26 protein-coding genes are annotated in these 22,446 nt (G+C 72.0%); 16 read left to right on the top strand and 10 right to left on the bottom strand.

Annotated elements, in window-relative coordinates; translation table 11 throughout:
• Positions 1–81 precede the first annotated feature (81 nt).
• Positions 82–702, bottom strand: coding sequence for a TetR/AcrR family transcriptional regulator (locus tag ACFQ3T_RS14190; protein ID WP_380723710.1), 621 nt, complete (start codon positions 700–702; stop codon positions 82–84).
• Positions 703–790: 88 nt separating this feature from the next.
• Here ACFQ3T_RS14190 and ACFQ3T_RS14185 point away from each other — a divergent pair, with 88 nt between their 5' ends.
• From ACFQ3T_RS14185 to ACFQ3T_RS14140, 10 genes are all read left to right on the top strand, one after another.
• Complete coding sequence (locus tag ACFQ3T_RS14185; RefSeq protein ID WP_380723709.1) at positions 791–1,936, top strand: acyl-CoA dehydrogenase family protein; 1,146 nt, start codon at positions 791–793, stop codon at positions 1,934–1,936.
• Positions 1,937–1,952: 16 nt separating this feature from the next.
• Complete coding sequence (locus ACFQ3T_RS14180) at positions 1,953–3,155, top strand: acetyl-CoA C-acetyltransferase (protein ID WP_380723708.1); 1,203 nt, start codon at positions 1,953–1,955, stop codon at positions 3,153–3,155.
• Positions 3,156–3,917 carry an SDR family NAD(P)-dependent oxidoreductase gene (locus tag ACFQ3T_RS14175; protein ID WP_380723707.1) on the top strand — a complete coding sequence of 254 codons (762 nt, stop codon included), beginning with the start codon at positions 3,156–3,158 and terminating at the stop codon, positions 3,915–3,917.
• A 124-nt stretch (positions 3,918–4,041) separates the two neighbouring features.
• Entirely contained in the window at positions 4,042–5,238 is a 1,197-nt protein-coding gene (locus ACFQ3T_RS14170) for a hypothetical protein (RefSeq protein WP_380723706.1), read from the top strand.
• Positions 5,235–6,710, top strand: a complete 1,476-nt coding sequence (locus tag ACFQ3T_RS14165; RefSeq protein ID WP_380723705.1) for a substrate-binding domain-containing protein — start codon at positions 5,235–5,237, stop codon at positions 6,708–6,710. The genes ACFQ3T_RS14170 and ACFQ3T_RS14165 overlap by 4 nt, the downstream gene beginning before the upstream one ends.
• A complete protein-coding gene (locus tag ACFQ3T_RS14160) occupies positions 6,697–7,452 on the top strand; it encodes a hypothetical protein (protein WP_380723704.1) in 756 nt (251 codons plus the stop codon). Before ACFQ3T_RS14165 ends, ACFQ3T_RS14160 begins: the two co-directional genes overlap by 14 nt.
• A 22-nt stretch (positions 7,453–7,474) precedes the next feature.
• The gene (locus ACFQ3T_RS14155; protein ID WP_380723703.1) at positions 7,475–8,053 is read left to right on the top strand and encodes a TetR/AcrR family transcriptional regulator; all 579 of its coding nucleotides are present in this window, start codon (positions 7,475–7,477) and stop codon (positions 8,051–8,053) included.
• Positions 8,054–8,427: 374 nt separating this feature from the next.
• A complete protein-coding gene (locus tag ACFQ3T_RS14150) occupies positions 8,428–8,793 on the top strand; it encodes a hypothetical protein (protein ID WP_380723702.1) in 366 nt (121 codons plus the stop codon).
• 236 nt (positions 8,794–9,029) lie between these two features.
• A complete protein-coding gene (locus tag ACFQ3T_RS14145) occupies positions 9,030–9,593 on the top strand; it encodes a DinB family protein (RefSeq protein ID WP_380723701.1) in 564 nt (187 codons plus the stop codon).
• Positions 9,594–9,692: 99 nt separating this feature from the next.
• Positions 9,693–10,193, top strand: coding sequence for a hypothetical protein (locus ACFQ3T_RS14140; protein WP_380723700.1), 501 nt, complete (start codon positions 9,693–9,695; stop codon positions 10,191–10,193).
• A gap of 46 nt (positions 10,194–10,239) precedes the next feature.
• Here ACFQ3T_RS14140 and ACFQ3T_RS14135 read toward each other — a convergent pair whose 3' ends face one another.
• Complete coding sequence (locus tag ACFQ3T_RS14135; RefSeq protein ID WP_380723699.1) at positions 10,240–10,692, bottom strand: MaoC family dehydratase; 453 nt, start codon at positions 10,690–10,692, stop codon at positions 10,240–10,242.
• Positions 10,693–10,694: 2 nt separating this feature from the next.
• The gene (gene fabG / locus ACFQ3T_RS14130) at positions 10,695–11,456 is read right to left on the bottom strand and encodes a 3-oxoacyl-ACP reductase FabG (RefSeq protein WP_380723698.1); all 762 of its coding nucleotides are present in this window, start codon (positions 11,454–11,456) and stop codon (positions 10,695–10,697) included.
• 105 nt (positions 11,457–11,561) lie between these two features.
• On the opposite strand from fabG, the gene ACFQ3T_RS14125 reads away from it, so the two are divergent.
• Together ACFQ3T_RS14125 and ACFQ3T_RS14120 are read left to right on the top strand one after the other, a co-directional pair.
• Positions 11,562–12,503: an SDR family oxidoreductase gene (locus ACFQ3T_RS14125; RefSeq protein WP_380723697.1), complete on the top strand. Its 942-nt coding sequence runs from the start codon at positions 11,562–11,564 to the stop codon at positions 12,501–12,503.
• Positions 12,504–12,508: 5 nt separating this feature from the next.
• Entirely contained in the window at positions 12,509–13,462 is a 954-nt protein-coding gene (locus ACFQ3T_RS14120; protein ID WP_380723696.1) for a quinone oxidoreductase family protein, read from the top strand.
• Between the two features lie 70 nt (positions 13,463–13,532).
• Here ACFQ3T_RS14120 and ACFQ3T_RS14115 read toward each other — a convergent pair whose 3' ends face one another.
• Positions 13,533–13,946 (bottom strand): DUF6319 family protein, encoded by a 414-nt coding sequence (locus ACFQ3T_RS14115; protein WP_380723695.1) that lies wholly within the window; start codon positions 13,944–13,946, stop codon positions 13,533–13,535.
• A 104-nt stretch (positions 13,947–14,050) separates the two neighbouring features.
• On the opposite strand from ACFQ3T_RS14115, the gene ACFQ3T_RS14110 reads away from it, so the two are divergent.
• Complete coding sequence (locus tag ACFQ3T_RS14110; RefSeq protein WP_380723694.1) at positions 14,051–14,410, top strand: DUF6401 family natural product biosynthesis protein; 360 nt, start codon at positions 14,051–14,053, stop codon at positions 14,408–14,410.
• Here the strand turns inward: ACFQ3T_RS14110 and ACFQ3T_RS14105 are convergent.
• The 6 genes from ACFQ3T_RS14105 to ACFQ3T_RS14080 all read right to left on the bottom strand — a co-directional run bounded on the left by ACFQ3T_RS14105 (position 14,407) and on the right by ACFQ3T_RS14080 (position 19,570).
• Positions 14,407–15,117: a RibD family protein gene (locus ACFQ3T_RS14105; protein WP_380723693.1), complete on the bottom strand. Its 711-nt coding sequence runs from the start codon at positions 15,115–15,117 to the stop codon at positions 14,407–14,409. The genes ACFQ3T_RS14110 and ACFQ3T_RS14105 overlap by 4 nt on opposite strands.
• 148 nt (positions 15,118–15,265) lie before the next feature.
• A complete protein-coding gene (locus tag ACFQ3T_RS14100) occupies positions 15,266–16,189 on the bottom strand; it encodes a mechanosensitive ion channel family protein (protein WP_380723692.1) in 924 nt (307 codons plus the stop codon).
• Between the two features lie 116 nt (positions 16,190–16,305).
• Entirely contained in the window at positions 16,306–16,533 is a 228-nt protein-coding gene (locus tag ACFQ3T_RS14095) for a hypothetical protein (RefSeq protein ID WP_380723691.1), read from the bottom strand.
• A 17-nt stretch (positions 16,534–16,550) separates the two neighbouring features.
• Complete coding sequence (locus ACFQ3T_RS14090) at positions 16,551–17,756, bottom strand: S8 family serine peptidase (protein WP_380723690.1); 1,206 nt, start codon at positions 17,754–17,756, stop codon at positions 16,551–16,553.
• 141 nt (positions 17,757–17,897) lie between these two features.
• Positions 17,898–19,082 (bottom strand): cation:proton antiporter, encoded by a 1,185-nt coding sequence (locus tag ACFQ3T_RS14085; RefSeq protein WP_380723689.1) that lies wholly within the window; start codon positions 19,080–19,082, stop codon positions 17,898–17,900.
• 5 nt (positions 19,083–19,087) lie between these two features.
• Positions 19,088–19,570: a cation:proton antiporter regulatory subunit gene (locus tag ACFQ3T_RS14080; protein WP_380723688.1), complete on the bottom strand. Its 483-nt coding sequence runs from the start codon at positions 19,568–19,570 to the stop codon at positions 19,088–19,090.
• 21 nt (positions 19,571–19,591) lie between these two features.
• Between ACFQ3T_RS14080 and ACFQ3T_RS14075 the strand changes: the two genes are divergently transcribed.
• The 3 genes from ACFQ3T_RS14075 to ACFQ3T_RS14065 form a co-directional block, all read left to right on the top strand.
• Positions 19,592–20,692 (top strand): DUF1015 family protein, encoded by a 1,101-nt coding sequence (locus ACFQ3T_RS14075; RefSeq protein WP_380723687.1) that lies wholly within the window; start codon positions 19,592–19,594, stop codon positions 20,690–20,692.
• Positions 20,693–21,322: 630 nt separating this feature from the next.
• Complete coding sequence (gene cmk, locus ACFQ3T_RS14070; protein ID WP_380723686.1) at positions 21,323–22,051, top strand: (d)CMP kinase; 729 nt, start codon at positions 21,323–21,325, stop codon at positions 22,049–22,051.
• Positions 22,048–22,446 (top strand): lysophospholipid acyltransferase family protein (locus ACFQ3T_RS14065; protein ID WP_380723685.1); only part of this gene is annotated, 399 nt, incomplete at its 3' end. The genes cmk and ACFQ3T_RS14065, both read left to right, overlap by 4 nt.

Genomic DNA, 22,446 nt, shown 5'->3' with positions numbered 1-22,446 from the left:
ACGGTCGCCCACCGGGGCCGCGACCGCGCAACCGCCTTTGACGGTGCACAGTCCCCGGCGGCGAAACAGCCTGCTCGCGGGTCAGGTGTCGGCGCCCACCATGCGCAACACCAGGTCGGCGTACAGGTCGCCGATCTCCGCCGGCGTGCGCCGACCGGTGGGCTGGTACCAGCGGGCCACGTCGATGCACAGCGACAGCACCGCCAGGGTCGCCCCCCGCACGTCCGGCACGTCGAACACCCCCGCCGCCACGCCGCCCTCGATCATCCCGCGCACGGCCGCCTCGATCCGCCGCCGCAGCACGACGACCTCGGCCAGGTGCTCCGGCGTCAACGCGCTCAGCTCGTACTGCACGACCCGCGCCGTCGTGTGGAACTCGGCGTGCCACGACGCGAACGCCCGCACCGCCGACGCCAGCCGGGTCACCGGGTCCGGGTCGGACACCCCCGTCAGCACCGCCAACGACGTCGCGTGCCCGATCCGGGAGATCTGGAACAGCAGTTCCTCTTTGGACCGGTAGTGGATGTAGACCGCCGCGGGTGACATGCCCGCCTGCGCGGCGATGTCCCGGGTGGTGGTGGCGTGGTAGCCGCGCACCGAGAACGCGGCGGCGGCGGCGATCAGCATCCGCCTGGCCGCCGGGGGCTCGACGGAGGACCACGTCTCATCCAGGAGCGCGAACTCACCGCGGGTCGTTGTCATGCACCTCTCCTTGACACAGGCCCGAACGATACCGCAGGCTAAGCACACGCTTAGACCTAAGCAACCGCTTAGTATGGAGGATCCGAGAGTGCGCCGCACGCTGTTCGAACCCGACCACGAGGCGTTCCGCGAGACCGCGAAGGCGTTCGTCGACCGCACCCTCAAGCCGCACTACGAGAGGTTCGTCGAGCAGCGCCACGTCGACCGCGAGGTGTGGCTGGAGGCCGGCAAGCAGGGCCTGCTCGGCCTGGAGGTCCCCGAGGAGTACGGCGGCAGCGGCGCGAACGACTACCGGTTCAACGCCGTGCTGGGCGAGGAGCTGTCGAAGGCGAGTGCAGGCCTGGCGTCGTGCCTGGGCATCCACGGCGACGTCGTCGCGCCCTACCTGGTCGACCTGTGCACCGAGGAGCAGAAGCAGCGCTGGCTGCCCCGGTTCTGCTCGGGCGAGATGACCACCGGCATCGGCATGACCGAGCCGTCCGGCGGCTCCGACCTCGCCGCGCTGAAGAGCAACGCCGTCCGGCAGGGCTCCGACTGGATCCTCAACGGCTCCAAGACGTTCATCACGAACGGCTACTCGGCCGACATGATCGTCGTCGCGGCGCGCACCAGCCCCGAGAAGAAGGCCAGGGGCATCACGCTGTTCGCCGTCGAGGCCGGCATGAAGGGCTTCGAGCGCGGCCGCAAGCTGGACAAGGTCGGCCAGCCCGAGTCCGACACCGCCGAGCTGTTCTTCGAGGACGTCCGCGTCCCGGTGGAGAACGTCATCGGCGAGGTCGACCAGGGCTTCATCTACATGATGGAACGCCTGCCGCAGGAACGCCTCGGCGGCGCGATCTCCAACCTGGCCCACGCCAAGCAGATCCTGCTCGAGACGATCGAGTACACCAAGGAGCGCAAGGCGTTCGGCCAGTCCATCGGCTCGTTCCAGCACAACAAGTTCACCCTCGCCGAGCTGGTCACCAAGATCGACGTGACGCAGGCGTTCCTGGACCAGTGCACCGACGCGCACACCCGGCGCGAGCTGACCGCCGTGGACGCGGCGAAGGCCAAGTGGTGGAGCGCGGACGTCCAGAACGACGTCATCGACGCGTGCGTGCAGCTGCACGGCGGCTACGGCTACATGACCGAGTACCGGGTGGCCCGCGCCTGGATGGACGCCCGCGTCACGCGGATCTGGGCCGGCTCCAACGAGATCATGAAGGAACTCATCGGCCGCGACCTCGGCCTCTAGCCCCAGGAGAACCGCCATGCCCGAGGCTGTCATCGTCGCCACCTCGCGGTCGCCGATCGGCCGGGCCCGCAAGGGCTCCCTGGTCGACCTGCGCCCCGACGACCTGGCGACGCAGGTCGTCGCCGCCGCGCTCGACCAGGTGCCCGGACTCGACCGCGGCGACATCACCGACCTGCACCTGGGTTGCGCCGAACCGCAGGACGAGCACGGCCAGAACGTGGCCCGCCGCATCGCCGTGCAGCTGGGCCTGGACGGCCTGCCCGGCACCACGGTCAACCGGTTCTGCGCCTCGTCGGTGCAGACCGCGCGGATGGCCTTCCACGCCATCAAGGCGGGCGAGGGCCACGCGTTCATCAGCGCCGGCGTGGAGTGCGTGTCCCGCTACCGGCACGACGACCCGCACTTCAACCCGCTGTTCGACGAGGCACGCGCGCGCACCCGGCGCACCGCCGAGACCAACGAGCCGTGGCACGACCCGCGCGAGGACGGCGAGCTGCCGGACTACTACATCGCCATGGGCCAGACCGCGGAGAACGTCGCCACCCTGCTCGGCATCAGCCGCCGCGACCAGGACGAATTCGGCGTCCGCTCGCACAACCTGGCCGAGAAGGCCGTCGCGGACGGCTTCTTCGAGCGCGAGATCACCCCCGTCGTCCTGCCGGACGGCAGGGTCGTCTCCACCGACGACGGCCCCCGCAAGGGCGTCACCTACGACGCCGTGTCGGCGCTCAAGCCGTCGTTCCGTCCACAAGGGACGGTGACGCCCGGCAACTGCTGCCCCCTCAACGACGGCGCGGCGGCCGTGGTCGTCATGAGCGACGTCAGGGCGAAGGAGCTGGGCCTGACCCCGTTGGCGCGCATCGTGTCCACCGGCGTGTCCGGCCTGTCGCCGGAGATCATGGGCCTCGGCCCGGTCGACGCCACCAAGCAGGCGCTCGCGCACGCGAACCTCACCATCGGCGACATCGACCTGGTCGAGATCAACGAGGCGTTCGCCGTGCAGGTGCTGGGCAGCCAGCGCGCGCTCGGCATCGACATGGACAAGCTGAACGTGCACGGCGGCGCGATCGCGCTGGGCCACCCCTTCGGGTCGACCGGCGCCCGCATCATGACCACTCTGATCAACGGGATGCGCGCCCGCGACGCGCAGTTCGGCCTCGAGACGATGTGCGTCGGCGGCGGGCAGGGCATGGCGATCATCCTGGAGAGGCTGAGCTGAATGGGAATCCTGGACAAGTTCCGGCTGGACGGGCAGGTCGCGATCGTCACCGGCGCGTCCTCCGGCCTCGGCGTGGCGTTCGCCAAGGCCCTGGCCGAGGCCGGCGCGGACGTCGTGCTCGCCGCCCGGCGGGTGGAGAAGCTGAAGGACACCGCGCGGCTGGTCGAGGACGCCGGGCGGCGCGCGCTGGTCGTGCGGGCCGACGTCGCGCAGCCGGACGACTGCCGCGAGGTGGCCCGTGCCGCCGCGGAGTTCGGCCCGGTGCACGTGCTGGTGAACAACGCGGGCGTGGCGTCGGCGGTGCCCGCGTCCCGCGAGACGCCCGAGCAGTTCCTCGGCGTCATGGACGTGAACCTCAACGGCACGTACTGGATGGCGCAGGCCGCGGCGGCCGTGATGACCGGCGGCGGCTCGATCATCAACGTGTCCAGCGTCCTGGGGCTCGTCTCCGGCGGCCTGCCGCAGGCCGCGTACTCGGCGTCCAAGGCGGGCGTGATCGGCCTGACCCGCGACCTGGCGCAGCAGTGGACCGGCCGCAAGGGCATCCGGGTCAACGCCGTCGCGCCCGGCTACTTCGCCTCCGAGATGACCGACCAGTACCCCGACGGCTACCTGGAGCAGCACATCTCGAAGCTGCCGATCGGCCGGGTGGGCGACCCGGAGGAGCTGGCCGCGGCGGTGGTGTTCCTCGCCTCGGCGGCGGGCGGCTACACGACCGGCACCACGATCGTCGTCGACGGCGGCGTGACGATCGGGAGCTGACCCCGCGAGCCCCGACCGGCCCGGTGCGGCCATCGGGGGCGGATTCGCGGGTTGTGCCCCACGGCGGCGGCACGGCGATCTAGCCTGGTGCGCAGGGGAGATCGCCGTCCGCCCGGGGGAGTCCGTGGTCGCGAAGAACTCGACCGAAGAACCCAGCCTCACCATCCTGGACCCGCCCAGGTCCGTGTTCCGCCGCAAGCGGTTCCTGCTGCCGTTCGGCGTCTCGGCGGGCGTCGCGGTGCTCGGCGTCGTGGCGTTGTTCGCCTCCGGCACGGTCGCGCTGCCGTTCCGGCAGATCACCGTCGTGCGGGCCATGATGGCGTCCAAGTCGGTGTACTTCCAGGACCCGGAGGTCCGCCGCATCCTGATGGCCCACGGCGTCGACGTGCGGGTCACCGACTCCGGCGGCTCGCGCGAGCTGGCCCGCGACAAGCAGAACCGCGTCCGCGAGTACGACTTCGTCATGCCGTCCGGGCAGGCCGCGGCCGAGCTGATCCGCGACCGGTTCGGCGGCCGGGTGTTCTACCCGTTCGCCAGCCCGCTCGTGCTCGGCGCGTTCCGCGAGTACGCGGACGCGCTGGTCAGGGCCGGGGCGGCGGTGGTCCAGGAGGGCACGGACGGGCTCTACTACACCCTCCGGATGGACGCCTTCGTCAACGAGCTGTCCCTGCCCGGTCCGGGCGGGCCGACGGACACGTGGCAGCAGTACGGCGTCGACAACCGCAACCAGATCGTCGCGCAGACCCCGAACCCCTGCGACTCGTACTCCGGTTCGGCGTGGCTCGGCCTGGTGGCGTTCGCGGCCAACGGCTCCACCGCGCCGACCGAGCACACCGTCCTCGACGTGGCCCGCCGGATCAAGCCGGTGTTCGAGATCGAGGGCCTGCACGGCTCCGGCATCGGCACCACGTTCTTCTACCCCGACGGGCGCACCAGCGCGCCGGTCGGCGTCATGTACGAGCACCAGTACCTGGCGCACCAGTTCGCCACGGTCGCCCGCACCGGCGCGCACGACGCCGAGCGCGTCCTGCTCTACCCCGACGCGCACCACCGCACCGAGCCGTGGCTCATCGCGTTCAGCCCGGCGGGCGAGAAGGTCGGCGAGCTGGTCCGCGGCGATCCCGGCCTGCGCCGACGTGCCCTCGAACTGGGGTTCCGGCTGGACAACCAGGACTCGACCGCGCTCACCGACCTGCTGCGGGAACGGGGCTTGCCGGAACCGGCGGTGGGCGGCACCGAGGGCTTCCTGCCCAAGCCGGAGGACCTGGAGACGATGATCAGGGAGGTCGGCCGCTGCCCGGAGATCCGGGTGCCGATATGAGGCCCCCCGTCCTCCCCGTCGTCCTCCTGGCCGCGGCGGCCGTGCTCGGCGCCTGCACGTCGGCCCCGCCCGAGCGGACCACGTTGACCGTGCTGGCGAGCTCCGAGCTGGCGGACCTCGAACCCGTGCTCGCCGACCTGCGCCGCGACACCGGCGTGGACCTGCGCCTCGACCACCGCGGCACGGTCCGGGCCAGCGAGGAGCTGGCGGTCGGCGGCACGGGCCACGACCTCGCCTGGCTGTCCACGAACCGGTACCTGAAGCTGAAGAGCGACGACCTGCCGCTGTCCACCACGACGATGCTGTCGCCGCTGGTGGTGGGCGTGAAGGCGGGCAAGGCGGAGGCGCTGCGCGGCGCGTCCTGGGCCGACGTGGCGAGCCGTGCGGCCGCGGGGGAGCTGCGGTTCGGCATGGCCGACCCGAGGGTGTCCGGCAGCGGCCTGGCGGCGTTGATCGGCGTGGCCACGGCCGCCGCCGGCACCGGCGCCGCGCTGCGCCCCGAGGACGTCACCTGCGACAAGCTCCAGGGCTTCCTCACCGGACGAGCGTTCGGCGCGCCCGGCGCGGCGGAGGTCGTGGACGAGTACGTGAAGCGGCAGGACGAGGTGGACGCCGTCGTCGCGTACGAGGCCGCGGTGCTGTCCCTCAACGCGTCCGGGCAGCTCCGCGAACCACTCGAAGTCGTCTACCCGCGTGACGGGATCGTGCTCTCCGACTACCCGCTCATGCTCCTGAACCCGGACAAGCGGGCCGCGTACGACCGGGCCGCGGAGTGGCTCCGCTCGCCGTCCGCGCAACGGGCGATCATGGAACGCACCCACCGCCGGCCCGTGGACCCGCAGGTCGAGCGCACCGAGCGGCTGCGCGAGCCGATCGGCACCGCCCTGTACTTCCCCGGCCGGCAGGAGGTCGTGGACGCCCTGCTCGCCGCCTACGACCGCGCCGGCGAACCCGGCCGGGTGGTGTTCGTGCTCGACCACTCCACGTCGATGGCGGGCGACCGGATCGCCGGCCTGCGGGAGGCGTTCGCGACGCTCAGCCGCGCCGGCGGGTTCGACCGGTTCCGAGTGGGGGAGACCGTCGTGCTCGTGCGGTTCGCCGGGACCGTGCTGGAGGAGCGCGCCGTCGAGATCCGGGGGCCGGCCGACCTCGAAGCGCTGGCCGGCGCGCTGGCGTCGGCGGAGCTGTCCGACGACGGCACCGCCATCTGGTCCGCGCTCGACCACGCCTACCGGGTCGTCGGCGACGGCACGGTCGTGCTCATGACCGACGGCGAGAACAACGCCGGCATCAGCGCCGACGGGTTCCTGGCCACGTGGCCGGACCCGCCCGCGCGCACGTACGCGATCCGGTTCGGCGAGGCCGACCCGGTCGAGCTGGACCGGGTGGCACGCGCGACCGGCGGGCGGGTGGTCGACGCCACCTCCGGGTCGCTGCTGGAGGCGGTGAAGGAGATCCGTGGCTGTCGATAGGGGCCTGTGGTGGTCGGTGTGGTGGCCGTGGGCGGTCGTGTGGCTGGTGACCGCGCTGGCGCTCGTCGTCGCGGCCGGGGTGGCGCTGTGGGCGTGGCGGTCCCGGCACCGGTTCGCGCCGCCGCGCGAGGTGCCCGGCCTGACCATCTACCTGCACGAGAAGTCCGTGATGGACCTCTACCAGGTCGGCCGGTACGGCGACGCGATGGCCAAGGAGGTCGTCGACCGGGTCGGCGTCACCAAGGACGGCAAGATCGCGCTGAAGGGCCTCGACCTCGGCGTGGAGGGCGCGCGCACGTCCGGCCGCGAGGTCGTGAAGACCTACATCGAGAACTACGAGCCGATCGCCGTGATCGGCGTGCTGCTGGACGCGCTGGAGTCCGCGTCCGGTGTCGTCCACGTCGACCTGCGCGAGATGAAGGTGCTGCGCAACACGGCGCTGGAGCAGCACCTGGAGTCGTCCGACGTGGTCCGGCTGCGGCGGATCGACTCGTACGTGTCGGTGAAGGGCGTGTTCCGGGTGGCGTCCGACGGCGACGGCACGACGGTGTTCCTGGCGCCGTTCGGCGACCCGGACGACCCCGAGAGCGGCCCGCAGGTGCGCGTCGAGTGCTACAACACCGGGCTGCGGGACGACGTCGTGCCCGAGGGCGGCTTCCAGGCGCGGTGCCTGGGCAAGGTGCAGTCGTGGAAGGCCGACGCGGGACACCTGGTCATCCGACCGATCGCCATGTTCCAGTGAACGGTCGTGCGATGCTTGCCCCATGGCATCGGTACCGGAGCGGCTGATCGACGCCGCGACGCGGTTGTTCGCCGACAAGGGCTTCGACCGGGTCGCGGTGCAGGAGATCGTGGACCTGGCCGGCGTCACCAAGGGCGCCATGTACCACTACTTCGGGTCCAAGGACGACCTGCTGCACGAGATCTACGGCAGCCTCCTGCGCATGCAGACCGAGCGGCTGGAGGCCATCGCGTCCGGGTCCGCGCCGATCGCCGAGCGGCTGCACGCGGCGGCGGTCGACGTCGTCGTCACGTCGGTCGACAACTTCGACCAGGCCCGCGTCTACTTCCGCTCGGCCGACCACCTCGCCGAGGACAAGCGGCGGGAGATGCGCGTCGAGCGCCGGCGGTACCACGAGCGGTTCCGGTCGCTGGTGGAGGAGGGGCAGGAGGCCGGCGTGTTCCGGGCCGACGTGCCCGCGGACCTGACCGTGCACTACTTCTTCGGCACCGTCCACCACCTGGGCCAGTGGTACAGCGCCGACGGGCCGCTCTCGGCCAAGCAGGTGGGCCGCCACTTCGCCGACCTGTTCCTGGCCTCGCTGCGGCCGACCTCGTCGTAGCGCGGGTCGGCCTGGTCCATTCGTGGACGCGCGCAACCAGGACGGCGATCACGCGTCTTGGGCTCTGGGTCGTGAACAACGGACGTTGTGACGTTCACGGTATCGCTGTCGTTCGCCGGTGGTCGATTCGAGTCGTGCTCGCGTGGAATTCCGTGCCGCCTGTTTCGCGGGTAACACGGGCGTTCACCTGATCTCGACGGCCTGGGGAAGAGAAAGCGCAACCCCGGCGACGATCACGCGTCCTGAGTCTTGGGTCAATCACAACGGGGGTTTCGATGGTCAAGGCATTGTTGGCGGCCGCTGTCGCGGGATTGGTCGCTTTGGGGGGTGCGCCGGCCGCGACTGCGGCGGAGGTCGCGCCGATCGACATCCGGATGACGCCCGCCGGGGGCCTCATCAGAGGCACCGAGTACGACTGGGCGACCCGCGGCATGTTCGAGTTCGACGTGCTGCTGACGCACATCGGCGACGAGTACGAGCATGGTGTCACCATGTTCCTCTCCATGCCGGAGAGGATCGACGTCGTCTCGTGGGGCGACGGCTGGTCCTGTGAGGACACCATCGGCGGCATCGACTGCTACCACCCGGAGCTGGTCGTGCCGGACGAGGCGTGGCCGGTGCTGCACTTCAAGGCCTACCCGGAGGCCCACATCCGGGACACGATCGACGTGTATGCGACGACGGCCGACTTCGAGTTCGCGCACGAAGGCGTGAACTACTTCAACGACACCAGCCTCTGACGGTCCTCGTCGGACCCGGAATTGTCGGTGCTGTCTGGGAGAATCAAAGCAGGGGTCCCCTCGGGGGTCCCTGCTTTGCCATGCCCGGAAGTCCACACCGGACGCACCGGCCCGCGTGCCGTGACCCGCGTGTCGTGACCCACGCGCCGCGAACCCGCGTGCCGTGACCCGCACGCCGCGCGCCGCGAACCCGCGTGCCGTGAATCCCGCGTCCCGACCCGTGAACGGAGACCGTCGTGAAGGCGGACCTGCACCACTACCTGCGCACCGCCCGCGAGGCGTTGCTGTGGAAGCTCGACGGCCTGTCGGAGTACGACGTCCGACGACCCCTCACACCCACCGGGACGAACCTGTTGGGCCTGGTCAAGCACCTCGCCGGCGTGGAGACGGGCTACTTCGGCGACACGTTCGGCCGCCCGTTCCCCGAGCCGCTGGCGTGGCTGGCGGAGGACGCCGAGCCGAACGCGGACATGTGGGCGACGGCCGACGAGTCGCGTGAGCACGTCGTCGACCTCTACCGGCGCGCGTGCGCGCACTCGGACGGGACGATCGACGCGCTGGACCTCGACTCGCCGGGCACGGTCCCGTGGTGGCCGCCGGAGCGCGAGGCCGTCACCCTCCACTTCGTCCTGATCCACATGATCGCCGAGACCAACCGCCACGCCGGGCACGCCGACATCGTCCGCGAGCTCATCGACGGCACGGCCGGCCTGCGCCCGGACAACGACAACCTCGCCACCCTTGACTGGCAGGCCCACCACGCCCGCTTGGAACGAGTGGCCCGTGAATCCGGGGCCTGACCTGTTCCGGCAAAAATAAGTCGGGTGCGTCGCGGAACGCGTGCAACCCACAAGGCGGCGATGCGTCTTAGGCAGTGAGTTCACAATACGGGGGTTTCAATGTTCAAGGTACTGCTGTCCACCGCCATTGCCGGATTGGTCGCGCTGGGGGGCGCGTCGGTCGCGAATGCCACCGAGACGGCGCCGGTCGCGAATGACGCCGCGGTCGCGCCGATCGACATCCGGATGTCGCCCCTCACCGGCCTCCCCGGCAGCACCGAGTACTACTGGACCAGCTACGGGGAGAAGTTCCAGTTCGAGGTGCTCCTGACCCACGTCGGCGAGGAGCGCGAGCGGGGCGTCACGGTGTTCCTCTCCGTGCCCGAGGCCCTCGACGTCCAGTCCTGGGGCGACCGCTGGTCCTGCGAGGACACCGTGGGCGGCATCGACTGCCACCACCCGGACCTCGTCGTGCCGGACGAGGCGTGGCCGGTGCTGTACTTCGAAGCGGACCCGGACTACTACGCGTACATCGAGGACACGATCGACGTCTACGCGACGACGGCCGACTACGAGTTCGCGCACGAGGGCGTGCACTACATCAACGACAGCCGGCGTTGACCGTTCCGGGCCCGACGGCAGCCGTCGGGCCCGGAACACCTGCCCGTCAGGGCACCAGCAGGACGACGGTCTCCGCCACGCACGCCGGCTTCGGGTTGCCCTCGATCTCGACCGTCACCTTCACCACCGCCTGCTTGCCCTGCTGCACGTCGGTGATCTCGGCAAGCTCCGCCCCGGCCCGCACCCGCGACCCGACGACGACCGGGTTCGGGAACCGCACCTTGTTCAGCCCGTAGTTCACGCCCATGGACAAGCCCTGCACCGTGTAGATGTCGCGCACCAGCAACGGGATCAGGGACAGCGTCAGGTAGCCGTGCGCGACCGGCGCGCCGAACGGCCCGGCGGCGGCCTTCTCCAGGTCGACGTGGATCCACTGGTGGTCCCCCGTGGCGTCGGCGAACAGGTTGATCTCCGCCTGCGTGATCTCGTGCCACGAGCCGTGGCCGAGGTGCTCGCCCTTGGCCGCCGCCAGCTCGTCGAGGTTCGCGAATACCCGCATCGTCAGTCCTTCGGTCCGCCGGCGACGTAGACGACCTGACCGGACACGAACCCGGCGCCCTCGCTGACCAGGAACGACGCGGTGTGCGCGATGTCCTCCGGCGTGCCGACGCGCCCGACCGGGATCATCGCCGCCGCGCCCTTCTTGAAGTCCTCGAAGTCGACGCCGACGCGGGCCGCCGTGGCCGCGGTCATGTCGGTCGCGATGAACCCCGGCGCGATCGCGTTCACGGTGACGTTGAACTTGCCCAGCTCGATCGCCAGCGTCTTGGTGAACCCCTGCAGGCCCGCCTTGGCGGCGGCGTAGTTCGCCTGGCCGCGGTTGCCCAGCGCCGACGTGCTCGACATGTTGACGATCCGGCCCCACTTGGCCTCGGTCTGGAACTTCTGCACCGCCCGGCTCATCAGGAACGAGCCGCGCAGGTGGACGTTGATCACCGCGTCCCAGTCGTCGTCGGTCATCTTGAACAGCAGGTTGTCCCGCAGGATGCCCGCGTTGTTGACCAGCACGGTCGGCGCGCCGAGCTCGTCGGCGACGCGCTGCACGGCCGCGTCCACGGCGGCGCTGTCGCTGACGTCGACACCCACCGCGATCGCCGTGCCGCCGGAGGCCTTGATCTTCTCCACGGCCTCGGCGCAGCTGTCCTCGTCGAGGTCGAGCAGCGCGACGGCCATGCCGTCCTGCGCGAGCCGCGTGGCAACAGCGGCGCCGATGCCGCGTGCGGCACCGGTGACGATGGCCACCCGTGCGTCCGTCTCGGCCACGGTCAATCCTCCTTGATCTGCGGGCCTAAGCAACCGCTTAGTAACCTACCGGCGACGTCGCCTTGACGCCAGAGCGCGTCAGGAGAACCATACCGACTGGTCGGAATGTCAGCCAGAGGAGGCGCGGTGGAGTTCTCGGGCAAGGTCGCACTGGTCACCGGAGCCGCGAACGGCATCGGGGCGGGGGTGGCGCGCCGCCTGGCCGCCGCCGGCGCGTCCGTCGTCGTCGCCGACGTGGACGACGAGCGCGGCAAAGCCGTGGCCGACGAGGTGGGCGGCGTGTTCGCGCACTGCGACGTGCGCGACCCCCGGCACAGCGAGGCCGCGGTCGCCGTGGCCGTCGAGCGGTTCGGCGGGCTCGACATCGCGGTGCTGAACGCGGGCATCGCCACCGGCTTCACCCTCGGCGACGACTTCGACCCCGAGCGGTACCGCACCGTCATGGGGATCAACCTCGACGGCGTCGTCTACGGCGTGCACGCGGCGCTGCCCGAGCTGAAGAAGCGCGGCGGGCACATCGTCGCCACCGCCAGCATGGCCGGCCTCATGGCGATGCCGATGGACCCCGTGTACGGCGCCAACAAGGCCGCCGTCGTCGGGCTCGTCCGCGGCCTCGGGCCGGTGCTCGCCGCGGACGGCGTCACCGTCAACGCCGTGTGCCCGTCCTTCGCCGACACCGCCATCATCACGGGCTTCAAGTCCACCCTGGAGTCCGCCGGCATGCCGGTGATGAGCGTGGACGACGTGGTCGACGCGTTCGTCGCCGTGTTGCGCGACGGCCAACCCGGTGAATGCTGGTTCGTGCAGGCCGGCCGGCCCAGCGCGCCGTTCACCTTCCCCAACCCGCCCGGACCGCGCACCGCCACCGGCGAACGCGTCCGGCTCGGCCACGACCCGATCGCGACCGACGCCAAGACCGCCGAACCCGAGACCGCCGACGTCAAGACCGCCGACGTCAAGACCGCCGAACCCGAGACCGCCGACGTCAAGACCACCGGCGACAAGACCACCGACTCGAACACCACCGCCACCCCCGAGGAGCACTGACAGCCGTGCGCGCCATCCAGATCACCGAGTTCGGCGGACCCGAAGTCCTCAACGAGGTCGAGCTGCCCGACCCCGTCGCCGGTCCCGGCGAACTGCTCGTCGACGTCAGCCGCGCGGGCCTCAACTACGCCGACACGCACCAGGCCGAGAACTCGTACCTGTCGAAGATGGAGCTGCCGCTGGTGCCGGGCGGCGAGGTCGTCGGCCGGGCGGGCGACCGGCGCGTCGTCGGCCTGACGAACTTCGGCGGCTACGCGGAGAAGGCCGTGGTGCCCGAGGCGACGGCGTTCGACGTGCCGGACGGTGTCGACGACCTGACCGCGCTGAGCATGGTCGTGCAGGGCGCGACCGCGTGGCTGCTGCTGCGCCGCAGCGCCCACCTGGAGCCGGGGGAGAGCGTCGTCGTGCACGCCGCCGCGGGCGGTGTCGGGTCGCTGGCCGTGCAGCTGGCCAAGAAGTGGGGCGCGGGCCGCGTCATCGCCACCGCGAGCACGGAGGACAAGCGGGCGCTCGCGCTGGACCTCGGCGCGGACGTCGCCGTCGACTCCACCGCCGAGAACATGACCGACGTGCTGCGCGAGGCCAACGGCGGGCGGCGGGTCGACATCGTGCTCGACATGACCGGCGGCGACGTCACCGACCAGAGCATCGCCGCGCTCGCGCCGTTCGGGCGGCTCGCGTTCTACGGCATGGCGAGCCGCGAGAAGCCCACCCCGGTCGACCCCGGCCGCCTGCTGGTCCACTCGACGACCATCGCGGGCATGTGGCTGCCGCACGCGTTCAAGCTGCCCGGCCGCGTCGTCCACCGCGCCATGGGCGAGCTGTTCGACCTGGTCCTGGCGGGCGACCTGCGCGCCGTGCCGGGCGGTGAGTACGGGCTGAGCGAGGTGCGCCGGGCGCACGAGGACCTGAGGGCCCGCCGCACCACCGGCAAGCTCGTCCTCGACCCGTCCCGCTAGGCGCCCCGGAACGCGGAACGGGGGCCGCCCGCGATCGAGCGGCCCCCGTTCCGGCACGGTCAGCCCGCGGTCACTCGCTCAGCTCGGCGAGCGCGGCCTTGACCTTCGCGAGCTCGGCCTCCAGCTCCTCCATGCGGGTGCGGTGCTGGGTCCGGGCCGCCTCGATGACCTCGTCGATGCCGCCGGCGATGTCGTCGTGCAGCTCCTTGGCCGCCCGCGACACGGCCGCGGCCGAGATGACGAGCCCCTGCACGACCCGCTTGGTGCCGTGCACCAGGTCGGCCTGCCACTCGCCGTCGGCGGTGCCGGTCACGGTCAGCGTCAGCTCGACCGTGCGGGTCTTCTTGGCCGTCGACTTCGTCCGCTTCGCGGGCTTCACCTCGGGCTCTTCCTGCGGCACGGGTGCGACCTCCTGCTGCACGGGTGCGGCGGGCGCCTCGGCGTCCACCTTCTCTTCCTGCTCCACGAGCGTGTCCGCCTGCACGTTCTCGTTGTTCCTCTCTGCGCATCCGGCTCGACCCGGCGTGATCATAGAACACGTGTTCGATGGTGGGTCGATTGCCCCGCACAGCGTAGGGTGTCGAGCTTGTGAGCGGTTGGAGGGACTTCTCCGCTCGCCGGTTCTTGGACCGGTTGAGCGACGAACTCGGAATTGCGGCGGTGCTGGCGCCTGGCGTGCTGGCGCCCGGGGTGCTGGCCGCTGTCGACCAGCACGGCGCGGCGGTGCGCGACATCCTCGCGTTCGGCGTGCCCGCGGCGGCGGTGGCGGGCGCGGTGGCCGGCGCGGTGCTGCTGGCCGGGTACGCCAAGGGCGTGCTGGACGAGGCGACGGCGCAGGGCTGGCAGGTGCCCGCGATCGTGGACTGGCCGAACGCGGACTGGCTGACGCTGAGACTCGCGGCCGTCTGCCACCTGGCCAGGCGCGACGAGCCGGCGCTCGAGGCCTAGGCGCGTCGCACCGGCCTGCTCACCAGCCGCACGTCCGCGCCGGACCGGGCGACGTCCAGCAGCTCCAACCGCAGGATGTCGGACATGCCGCGGATGCCCGCGTCCCCCAGCCCGCTCTTGCCGGAGCCGAGCAGCGCCGGCGCGACGTAGTTGACGACGCGGTCGACGAACCCGCGGGCGATGAAGCCGCCCGCCAACGTCGGCCCGCCTTCGAGGAACAGCCCGCGCACGCCACGTCGGCGCAGCCCTCGCAGCACGAGCGCCAGGTCGAGCCCTCGCGCGCCCCTGGGCGCCCTCATCACGTCGGCCACGCCGTCGAGGTGCCGGGCGTCGGCGTCCTCCGCGACCACGATGAGCGTCGGCGCGGCGTCGTCGCACACCCTCGCGTCCCGGGGCGTCCGGGCATTGCTGTCGATCACCACGCGCAGCGGTTGGCGGTCCACGACGTCGCCGCGCACGGCGAGGTGCGGGTCGTCGGCGACCTGCGTGCCGGAGCCGACGACGGTGGCGTCGCACGCGGCCCGGAGCCGGTGCACCTCGGCCCGGCTCTCGACGCCGGTGATCCACTGGCTGGTCCCGTCAGCCGCCGCGATCCGCCCGTCGAGCGTGGCGGCGAACTTGTAGACCACGAACGGCCGGTCGGCGGTCTGGTTGACCGCCTCCCACTCGTCCCGGCCGACCAGCGCGTCGACGCCGAGCCCACCCACCCGCGCCTCCTCACCCGAACCTGTCCACAGGCACCGCTCCGCGGTGACCGACAACATCGACATTGTCGGACGCCGCCGGCAGAACAAAAGCAGGGGCCCCGGTGCGGGACCCCTGCCTCAGCGTTCCTACTCGTTCCGACGACGACCGTTACCGCTGCTCACCCGGCGGGTACTGGGTGGGACGGGGCGGCATCGGCTGCCGGCCCATCGGCTGACCCACCGGCGGGGTCGGCATGTTCGCCGCGTGCGCCGGGGTCTCGGTCATCCGCATCGTCTGCTCGGCGCCGGGGGCCGGAGCCGCACCGGGGGCCGGGGCGACCTGGGTCGTCCGCTGCACGTCCTCACGGCCGCGCTGGTACGCCTCGGCCTGCGCCTTCGCCTGCGGGGCCTCGTTCTCGGCCTTCGTCAGCCAGCCCTCCCAGCGCTGCTGCATGGGCTTGATCAGACCACCGCCGACGCCGATGACCGCGATACCGCCGACCGTCGCGAGGATGGTGATGAGGATCGGCGTGGTGACGGTGGTGGCGACACCGATCTGGTTCAGCGCCGCGATCACACCGAGACCGATGATGAACCACGACGCGATCTTGCCGAGCGTCGCGCCGTACGACAGGCCGCCGAGCGCACGGGTGGCGATGTCGCGCACGGCACGCGCGATGGCGGCAGCGACCACGATGATGACGATCGCGACGATCGCCCTCGGCAGCCAGGCCACGATCTCGGTCAGCAGGTTGCTCACCGGGTTCGACCCGAACAGCCCGAACGCGATCTGCAGCGCGATCAGCAGCACGGCGTAGTACACGATCTGCGCGACCAGGCCCGAGGCGTCGAACTTCGAGCGCGCCAGCGCGTCACCGATTCCCCCGCGCTGGACGGCGCGGTCGAAGTGCACCCGCTCCAGCACCTTGTTGACGGCCGTGCGCAGCAGCCGGGCGACGATCCACCCGATGAGCAGCACGACCAGGAATCCGACGAGCTTGGGCAGGAAGGTCACCACGGAGCGCAGGGCGTCACCGGCGGCGTCACCGATGCCTTGAGCCTGCACCGTCTGCGCGGCGAGCAGGGCTTTCATGGTCTTCGACCTCCTCGGACGACCGGTTCGTCTCTGGAATCGGTTACCCGAGGTGGTCGGCTCAAACCTCTTGTCGGCCGACCGGGTGACGTGCCCGCGTCAAACACCCGGCCTGGTCACGGCTCCGGGACGGGCGGACGCCGCACGGTGCGGTCGACCTCGACGCGGGAGACGCCGGGCACGGCTTCGAGCAGGTCCCCCACCCCCGGCGGGACCGACCCGGTGACCACGCCCAACGTCTCCATCACGTCGTCCACCACCATTCCCGCGTCACGCAACGCGGACACGACGGTCGGCAGTTCGGCGAGGCTGTCGTCGGCGACCGAGACCACGACCTTGTCCACGGACGCCTCCAACGGGCCTAGGGAGCTTGGACCAATCCTGCACCCACATCCGTGGAAGGCAAGGCCAGCCGACGAGCGGACTGCGACAACCTCGCCCACAGCTCCCAGCCGCGCGCCCCGTGCTTCTGCGCGACGAGCGCGGCGACGCCCGCGACGTGCGGCGTGGCCATGCTCGTGCCCTGGATGCGCTTGTGCATGCCGAGGCCGCCGTCCTCCTTGTTCCAGCTGGAGTAGACGTCGACGCCCGGCGCGACGAGGTCGACCTGGCCGATGTGGTCCACCGTCCCGCAGGAGAAGAACCCCATCGCCCGCTGCACGTCGATCGCGCCGACGGCGAGGATCGACGGGCAGTTCGCCGGGTGCCCGACCGGGTTGATCCGGCCCGGCCGCCTGCTCTCGTTGCCCGCGGCGGCGACGATCAGCGTCCCCTTGGCCAGCGCGCGGGTCGCGGCCTGCTCGAAGATCTGCGAGTGCGGCGTCCCCGGCTGCACGGACGCGCCCAGCGACATCGACACGACCGCGCAGCCGTTGGCGATGGCCCACTCGATGCCGGCCAGGATGCCGCTGTCCGAGCCGAAGCCCGCGTTCGACAGCACCTTGCCCGCGTAGATCTCGGCCTCGTGCGCGACGCCGTAACCGGGTCCGCCGCTCGCGGGCTGCCGCGGACCGGCGGCCGAGCCGACGCAGTGCGTGCCGTGGCCGTGCGCGTCGTCCACCGCCTCGCCCTGGATGAACGACTGGGTGATCACGACGCGTCCCGCGTAGTCGGGGTGCGCGACGGTGAAACCGGTGTCGAGGACGGCGACCCGCACGCCCTTGCCGGTGGCCGAGCTCAGGTTCGCGCCCACGGCCTGGAGGCCCCAGGTGAACACGGACTCGTCCACGGCGGGCGCGGCGGCCTCGTCGGCGCCGGTCTCCGGGGGAGCGGTGTAGGCCTGGAGCACGCGTTCCGCCTCGACCACGGCGATCGGGCCCGGCGCCTCGGCGGCTCTCGTCAGCTGGGCGACCTGGTCGGGTGTCGCGTTGACGACGGCGATGCCCAGGTCCTGGAAGATCACGCCGTCGGTCGTGTCGAGCTGTTCGGCGGTGGTGGCGTCCGCGGTGGTCGCGGCGGAGATCCCGGCGACCCGGTTCATCTCCCGCACACCGGCCGCGACGGACTTGTCTTCGAGGAGCACGAGGTAACGGCCAGTCGTCGACTCGGCGCCCGTTGGTTGTGACATGACGACCCCCTTCGGGGTGGGACAGCAGTCAGGTTTAACCCCGGATCACGCTTGCGCTCAATCGGCCGGAAGAGTCGACCCGCTGGCCCAAACGTGGTTCGTATGCCCTAGTGGAGGCCCCGATCACGGAAGAGATACAGGTCACACCGCTGTGGGCTCCGCACCACGCTTTCGGGTGAACTTCCGCGCCAGCGGCTCCACCACGCGTGCCGCCACGGGCCCGAGCACCGCCATCAGCAACACGTACGCCGTCGCCAACGCCGCCAGCTCGCCGTCCACCGCGCCCGACGCCACCGTCAGGGACGCGATCACGATCGAGAACTCGCCGCGCGCCACCAGCGCCGCGCCCGCCCGCGCCCGGCCCATCCGCCCGACGCCCTGCCGCCGCGCCGCCCACCACCCGGTGGCCACCTTCGTCAACGTCGTCACCACGGCCAGCGCCACCGCCGGCAGCAGCACCGGCGGCACCGACGCCGGGTCCGTGTTCAGGCCGAACACCACGAAGAACATCGCCGCGAACAGGTCGCGCAGCGGCTCCAGCATCCGCGTCGCGTTCTCCGCCGTCGACCCCGAGATCGCGATCCCCAGCAGGAACGCCCCGACCGCCGCCGACACCTGCAGCTGCGACGCCACGCCCGCCACCAGCAGCGCCGCGCCCAGCACCTTCAGCAGGAAGACCTCCGGGTCGGGGCTGTCCACCAGCGCCGACACGTACCGGCCGAACTTCAGCGCGATCACCAGCACCACCGTGATCGCGGCCAGCGAGATGCCCACCGCCGTCAACCCGCCGACGAAGCTCACGCCCGCCAGCACGGCCGTCAGGATCGGCAGGTACACCGCCATCGCCAGGTCCTCGAACACCAGCACCGACAGCACCACCGGCGTCTCCCGGTTGCCCAGCCGGCCCAGGTCGCCGAGCACCTTCGCGATGATCCCCGACGACGAGATGTACGTGACGCCGCCCATCGCCAGCGCGCCGACCGGGCCCCAGCCGAGGACCAGCGCGGCGACCACGCCCGGCGTCGCGTTCAGCACGATGTCGACCAGGCCGGCCGTCCACGACCGCTTCAACCCCGTCACCAGCTCGGCCGCCGAGTACTCCAGGCCGAGCAGGAGCAGCAGCAGGATGACGCCGATCTCGCTGGAGATGTGCGTGAAGTCCTCGATGCCGTGCAGCGGGACCAGGCCGCCCTGCCCGAAGGCCAGGCCGCCGATCAGGTACAGCGGGATCGGGGAGATGCCGATCCGCCACGCCATCTTGCCGAGCAGGCCCAGCCCGAAGAAGACCGCGCCCAGTTGGACCAGTGCGATTGCGGTGCTGTGCAAGGTGCTCAGCCACCGCCCAGCAGCTCGCCGGCGGCGGCCAGGCCGGCCGCCGTGCCGACGACGACCACCAGGTCACCGCCCGCGAACACGAAGTCCGGGCGCGGCGACGGGTGCACCGAGCCGGACCGCACGACGGCCACGATCGACGCGCCCGTGCGCGTCCGCAGCTCCGTCTCGGCCAGCGGGCGGCCGTCGAACCGCGAGCCGGGCACGACCGGGAACTGCTTGGTCGAGATGCCCTCGACGTCCCGGTGCTGCTCCTCGAGCTGCGCGACCAGGTTCGGCGCGCCCAGCAGGCCCGCCAGCGTGCTCGCCTCGGCCGCCGTCAGCGCTATCGACGCCGCGCACCCGTCCGGGTCGTCCAGGTGGGACACGATCAGCTCGAACTTGCCGTCGCGGTGGGTTATCACCCCGATCCGGCGGCCCGCGCGGATCATGAAGTCCTGGCGGGTGCCGATCCCCGGAAGCGGCGTCACCTCGACGTTCACGTCTCCGATCATAATCGCCTGATGGGACGTGTCGGCTCGATCAGCCGGGGCTGGGTCGTCCGCGACCGGGTGCCCGGTCCGGACGTGGACGAGTTCGCCGAACCCGAGCGGATCGTGGCGGCGCTCGCCCGGGCCCGTCCCGGCACGCTGCTCGCCGTCCAGCACCCGCACCGCACGCCCGCCGCGCTGGCCGCCGGAGCGAGCCTCCTCGACGCCCTGCCCCACGCCCGGTCGGAACTCGCCCACCTGCGCCGCACCGCCTACCGCGAGGTGCGGGACGTCGTCGCGCCGTACCGCGTGGACGGCCCCGACGGCACCGCGTACGGCCTCCTCTGCATGGTCGACCCGGCGGCCGTCGGGCACACCGAGGAGGTGTACCCGGACGTGGTCGCCGAGCGCGCCCGCGTGCTGTCCGGGCTCGGCTGCGTGACCAGCGCCGCGATGCTCGTGCCGGTGGCGCGGGACGTCCGGCTCACCCGGCTCGTGGCCGAGGTCGACGACGAGCCGGCGGTCTCGGTGGTCGACCCGGGCGGGCGGCGGCACTGGCTGTGGCTCGTCGGGCCGGGGGAGCGCCAGGACGCCCTCCTCGCCGCCGCCGGCGAACACCCCCTGATGGTCGCCGACGGCAACCACCGGGTCGCCGCGTCCGCCGGCCTGTCCGGGCTGTTGGCCCTGGTCACGGCGGGTCCGGACCTGCGGATCGGGCCGATCCACCGCGCCATCGCCGGCACCGGCCTGACGTTGGCCGACCTGACGGCGGCGTGGCGCTCGGTCGGCCTGGACGTGACCCCGGCCCCGGCCACCGCGCGCCCGTCGCCGGGGGTGGTCGTCGCGGTGTCCGGCGAGGCCGCCGTGTGCGTCTCGCTGCCACCCGGCCTGGACCACGCGTTCGTCGAGGCAGTGCTGTTGGACAAGGCGCTCGGGCTCGACCCGGAGAGCCCTCACGTGCGGCCGGTGACGGGGGAAGCGCCCGTGGACGGGGCGGACGTCGTGCTGCTGATCGCTCCCGTGCCGTTGGGCGATGTGCTGGCCGTGCACGCGGCGGGCGGCCGGATGCCGCGCAAGAGCACGTACTTCACGCCCAAGCCGCGCAGCGGGCTGTTGCTGGCGGATCTCGACTGACCCGCCGACGGGGGGTGCGTTTCGGTTGGCCGATTTCGTTGGTCGCGCGTGCCTGAGTACCTCAGGTCGAGTGGCTGTCTTTGCCGGTCGAGGAGCCGAAATTGTCGTACCCCGCCGGCAGAATAAAAGCAGGGGTCCCCTTGGCGAGGACCCCTGCGAAGCGTGGCGCTGCCCGCTGCGGGACGTCGTCGGTGCGCGGCCCGCGCCGGCTGACCCGGCCGCGCCCCGATCCGCGCGCGTCAACCCGCCGATCGACGCGCCGCATCCGTGACGGGGCGACCTCTCGCGCGTGCACCGCTGGAACGACGACCCACCTGACAGGGACGCTTGACCTGCGAGTGGCAGACCGGCTCGCCGGCGTGAACCCCCAGCGGCCGACCGGCCCAGCGCGAATCCCCGGCGGCCGACCGGCCCCGCGAACCCCCGGCGGCCGACCGGCCCGCGCCGGCGTGCACCCCGAGCGAAGGCGAACCCCGGCCGCCAGAGCCGTCACCGGGGCCGGTTCGGCGGTGTCCGGCGGAACCGCTCACCACTCGCAGTGCCGCCTAGGCCACCTGATGCGGGTGTGACGGGTCGCACCAGGCACAATTGGAGGTTGACGACCGTCGTCGCGTTGAGGAGGAAAACCCCGTGGGACACGGTGAGCTGCGTGGCGTGGTGGCCCTCGACGGGCCCTCCGGCACCGGCAAGTCCTCCGCAGCGCGCCGGCTGGCGGCGACCCTGGGCGCGCGCTACCTCGACACCGGCGCGATGTACCGGGCCGCGACGCTGGCCGTGCTGCGCGCCGGCGTCGACCTCTCCGACCAGGCCGGGATCGCGGAAGCGGCCGCCGCGGCGCGGGTCGTCCAGGGCACGAACCCCGACCACTCGACCACCCACCTCGACGGCGAGGACGTCGGCGCCGAGATCCGCGGGCCCGAGGTGACGCTCGCCGTGTCGCCGGTGTCGGCCGTGCCCGCGGTGCGCGAGCGGCTCGTCGCCGAGCAGCGGCGGATCATCGCGGCGGCGTTGGAGGAAGCGGGCGGGATCGTGGTCGAGGGCCGCGACATCGGCACCGCCGTCGTGCCCGACGCGCCGCTGAAGGTCTACCTGACCGCCGACGCCGAGGCCCGCGCGCAGCGCCGCGCCAAGCAGGACAGCGCGTCCGGCCGCGAGTCCACGGTGGACGCCACGCTCGCCGACGTGCAGCGGCGCGACGCCTACGACTCGACGCGCGCGGTGTCGCCGCTGCGCGCCGCCGACGACGCGGTCGTGCTCGACACGACGGCGCTGGACCTCCCCGGCACGCTCGCCGCGCTGCTGGACCTGGTGGACGACCACGGCCTGCTGGCCCAGCCGAGCGGACGGGTGCGCGGGTGACCGACCAGCTCCCCGAGGGTTCGGCGGCCTGGTTGCACGACATCGGCCGGTGGATCTCGCGCGTGCCGTTCCGGCTGCCGTTCCGCGTGCGCGTCCACGGCGCCTCGCGGATGCCGCTCGAAGGACCCGTGGTCGTCGTGGCGAACCACAGCTCGATGGTGGACGGGCCGATCCTGTTCGGCCTCCTGCCCCGGCGTGTGGTGTTCTTGATCAAGCAGGAGATGTTCAAGGGCGTGGTGGGCACCGGGCTGCGCAAGATCGGCCAGCTGGCCGTGCGGCGCGGCGAGCCCGACCGGGCGCCGCTGCTCGCCGCGCAGAAGGTGCTGCGGGCCGGCGGCGTGGTCGGCGTGTTCCCCGAGGGTACCCGCGGCGAGGGCGACGTGGCCGAGGCGCAG

Origin of the sequence: Saccharothrix hoggarensis, assembly GCF_042678885.1 — a bacterium.
Taxonomy (GTDB): domain Bacteria; phylum Actinomycetota; class Actinomycetes; order Mycobacteriales; family Pseudonocardiaceae; genus Actinosynnema; species Actinosynnema hoggarensis.
Note: the sequence above shows the minus strand (reverse complement) of the source record. Positions and strands in the feature narration are given on the sequence as shown.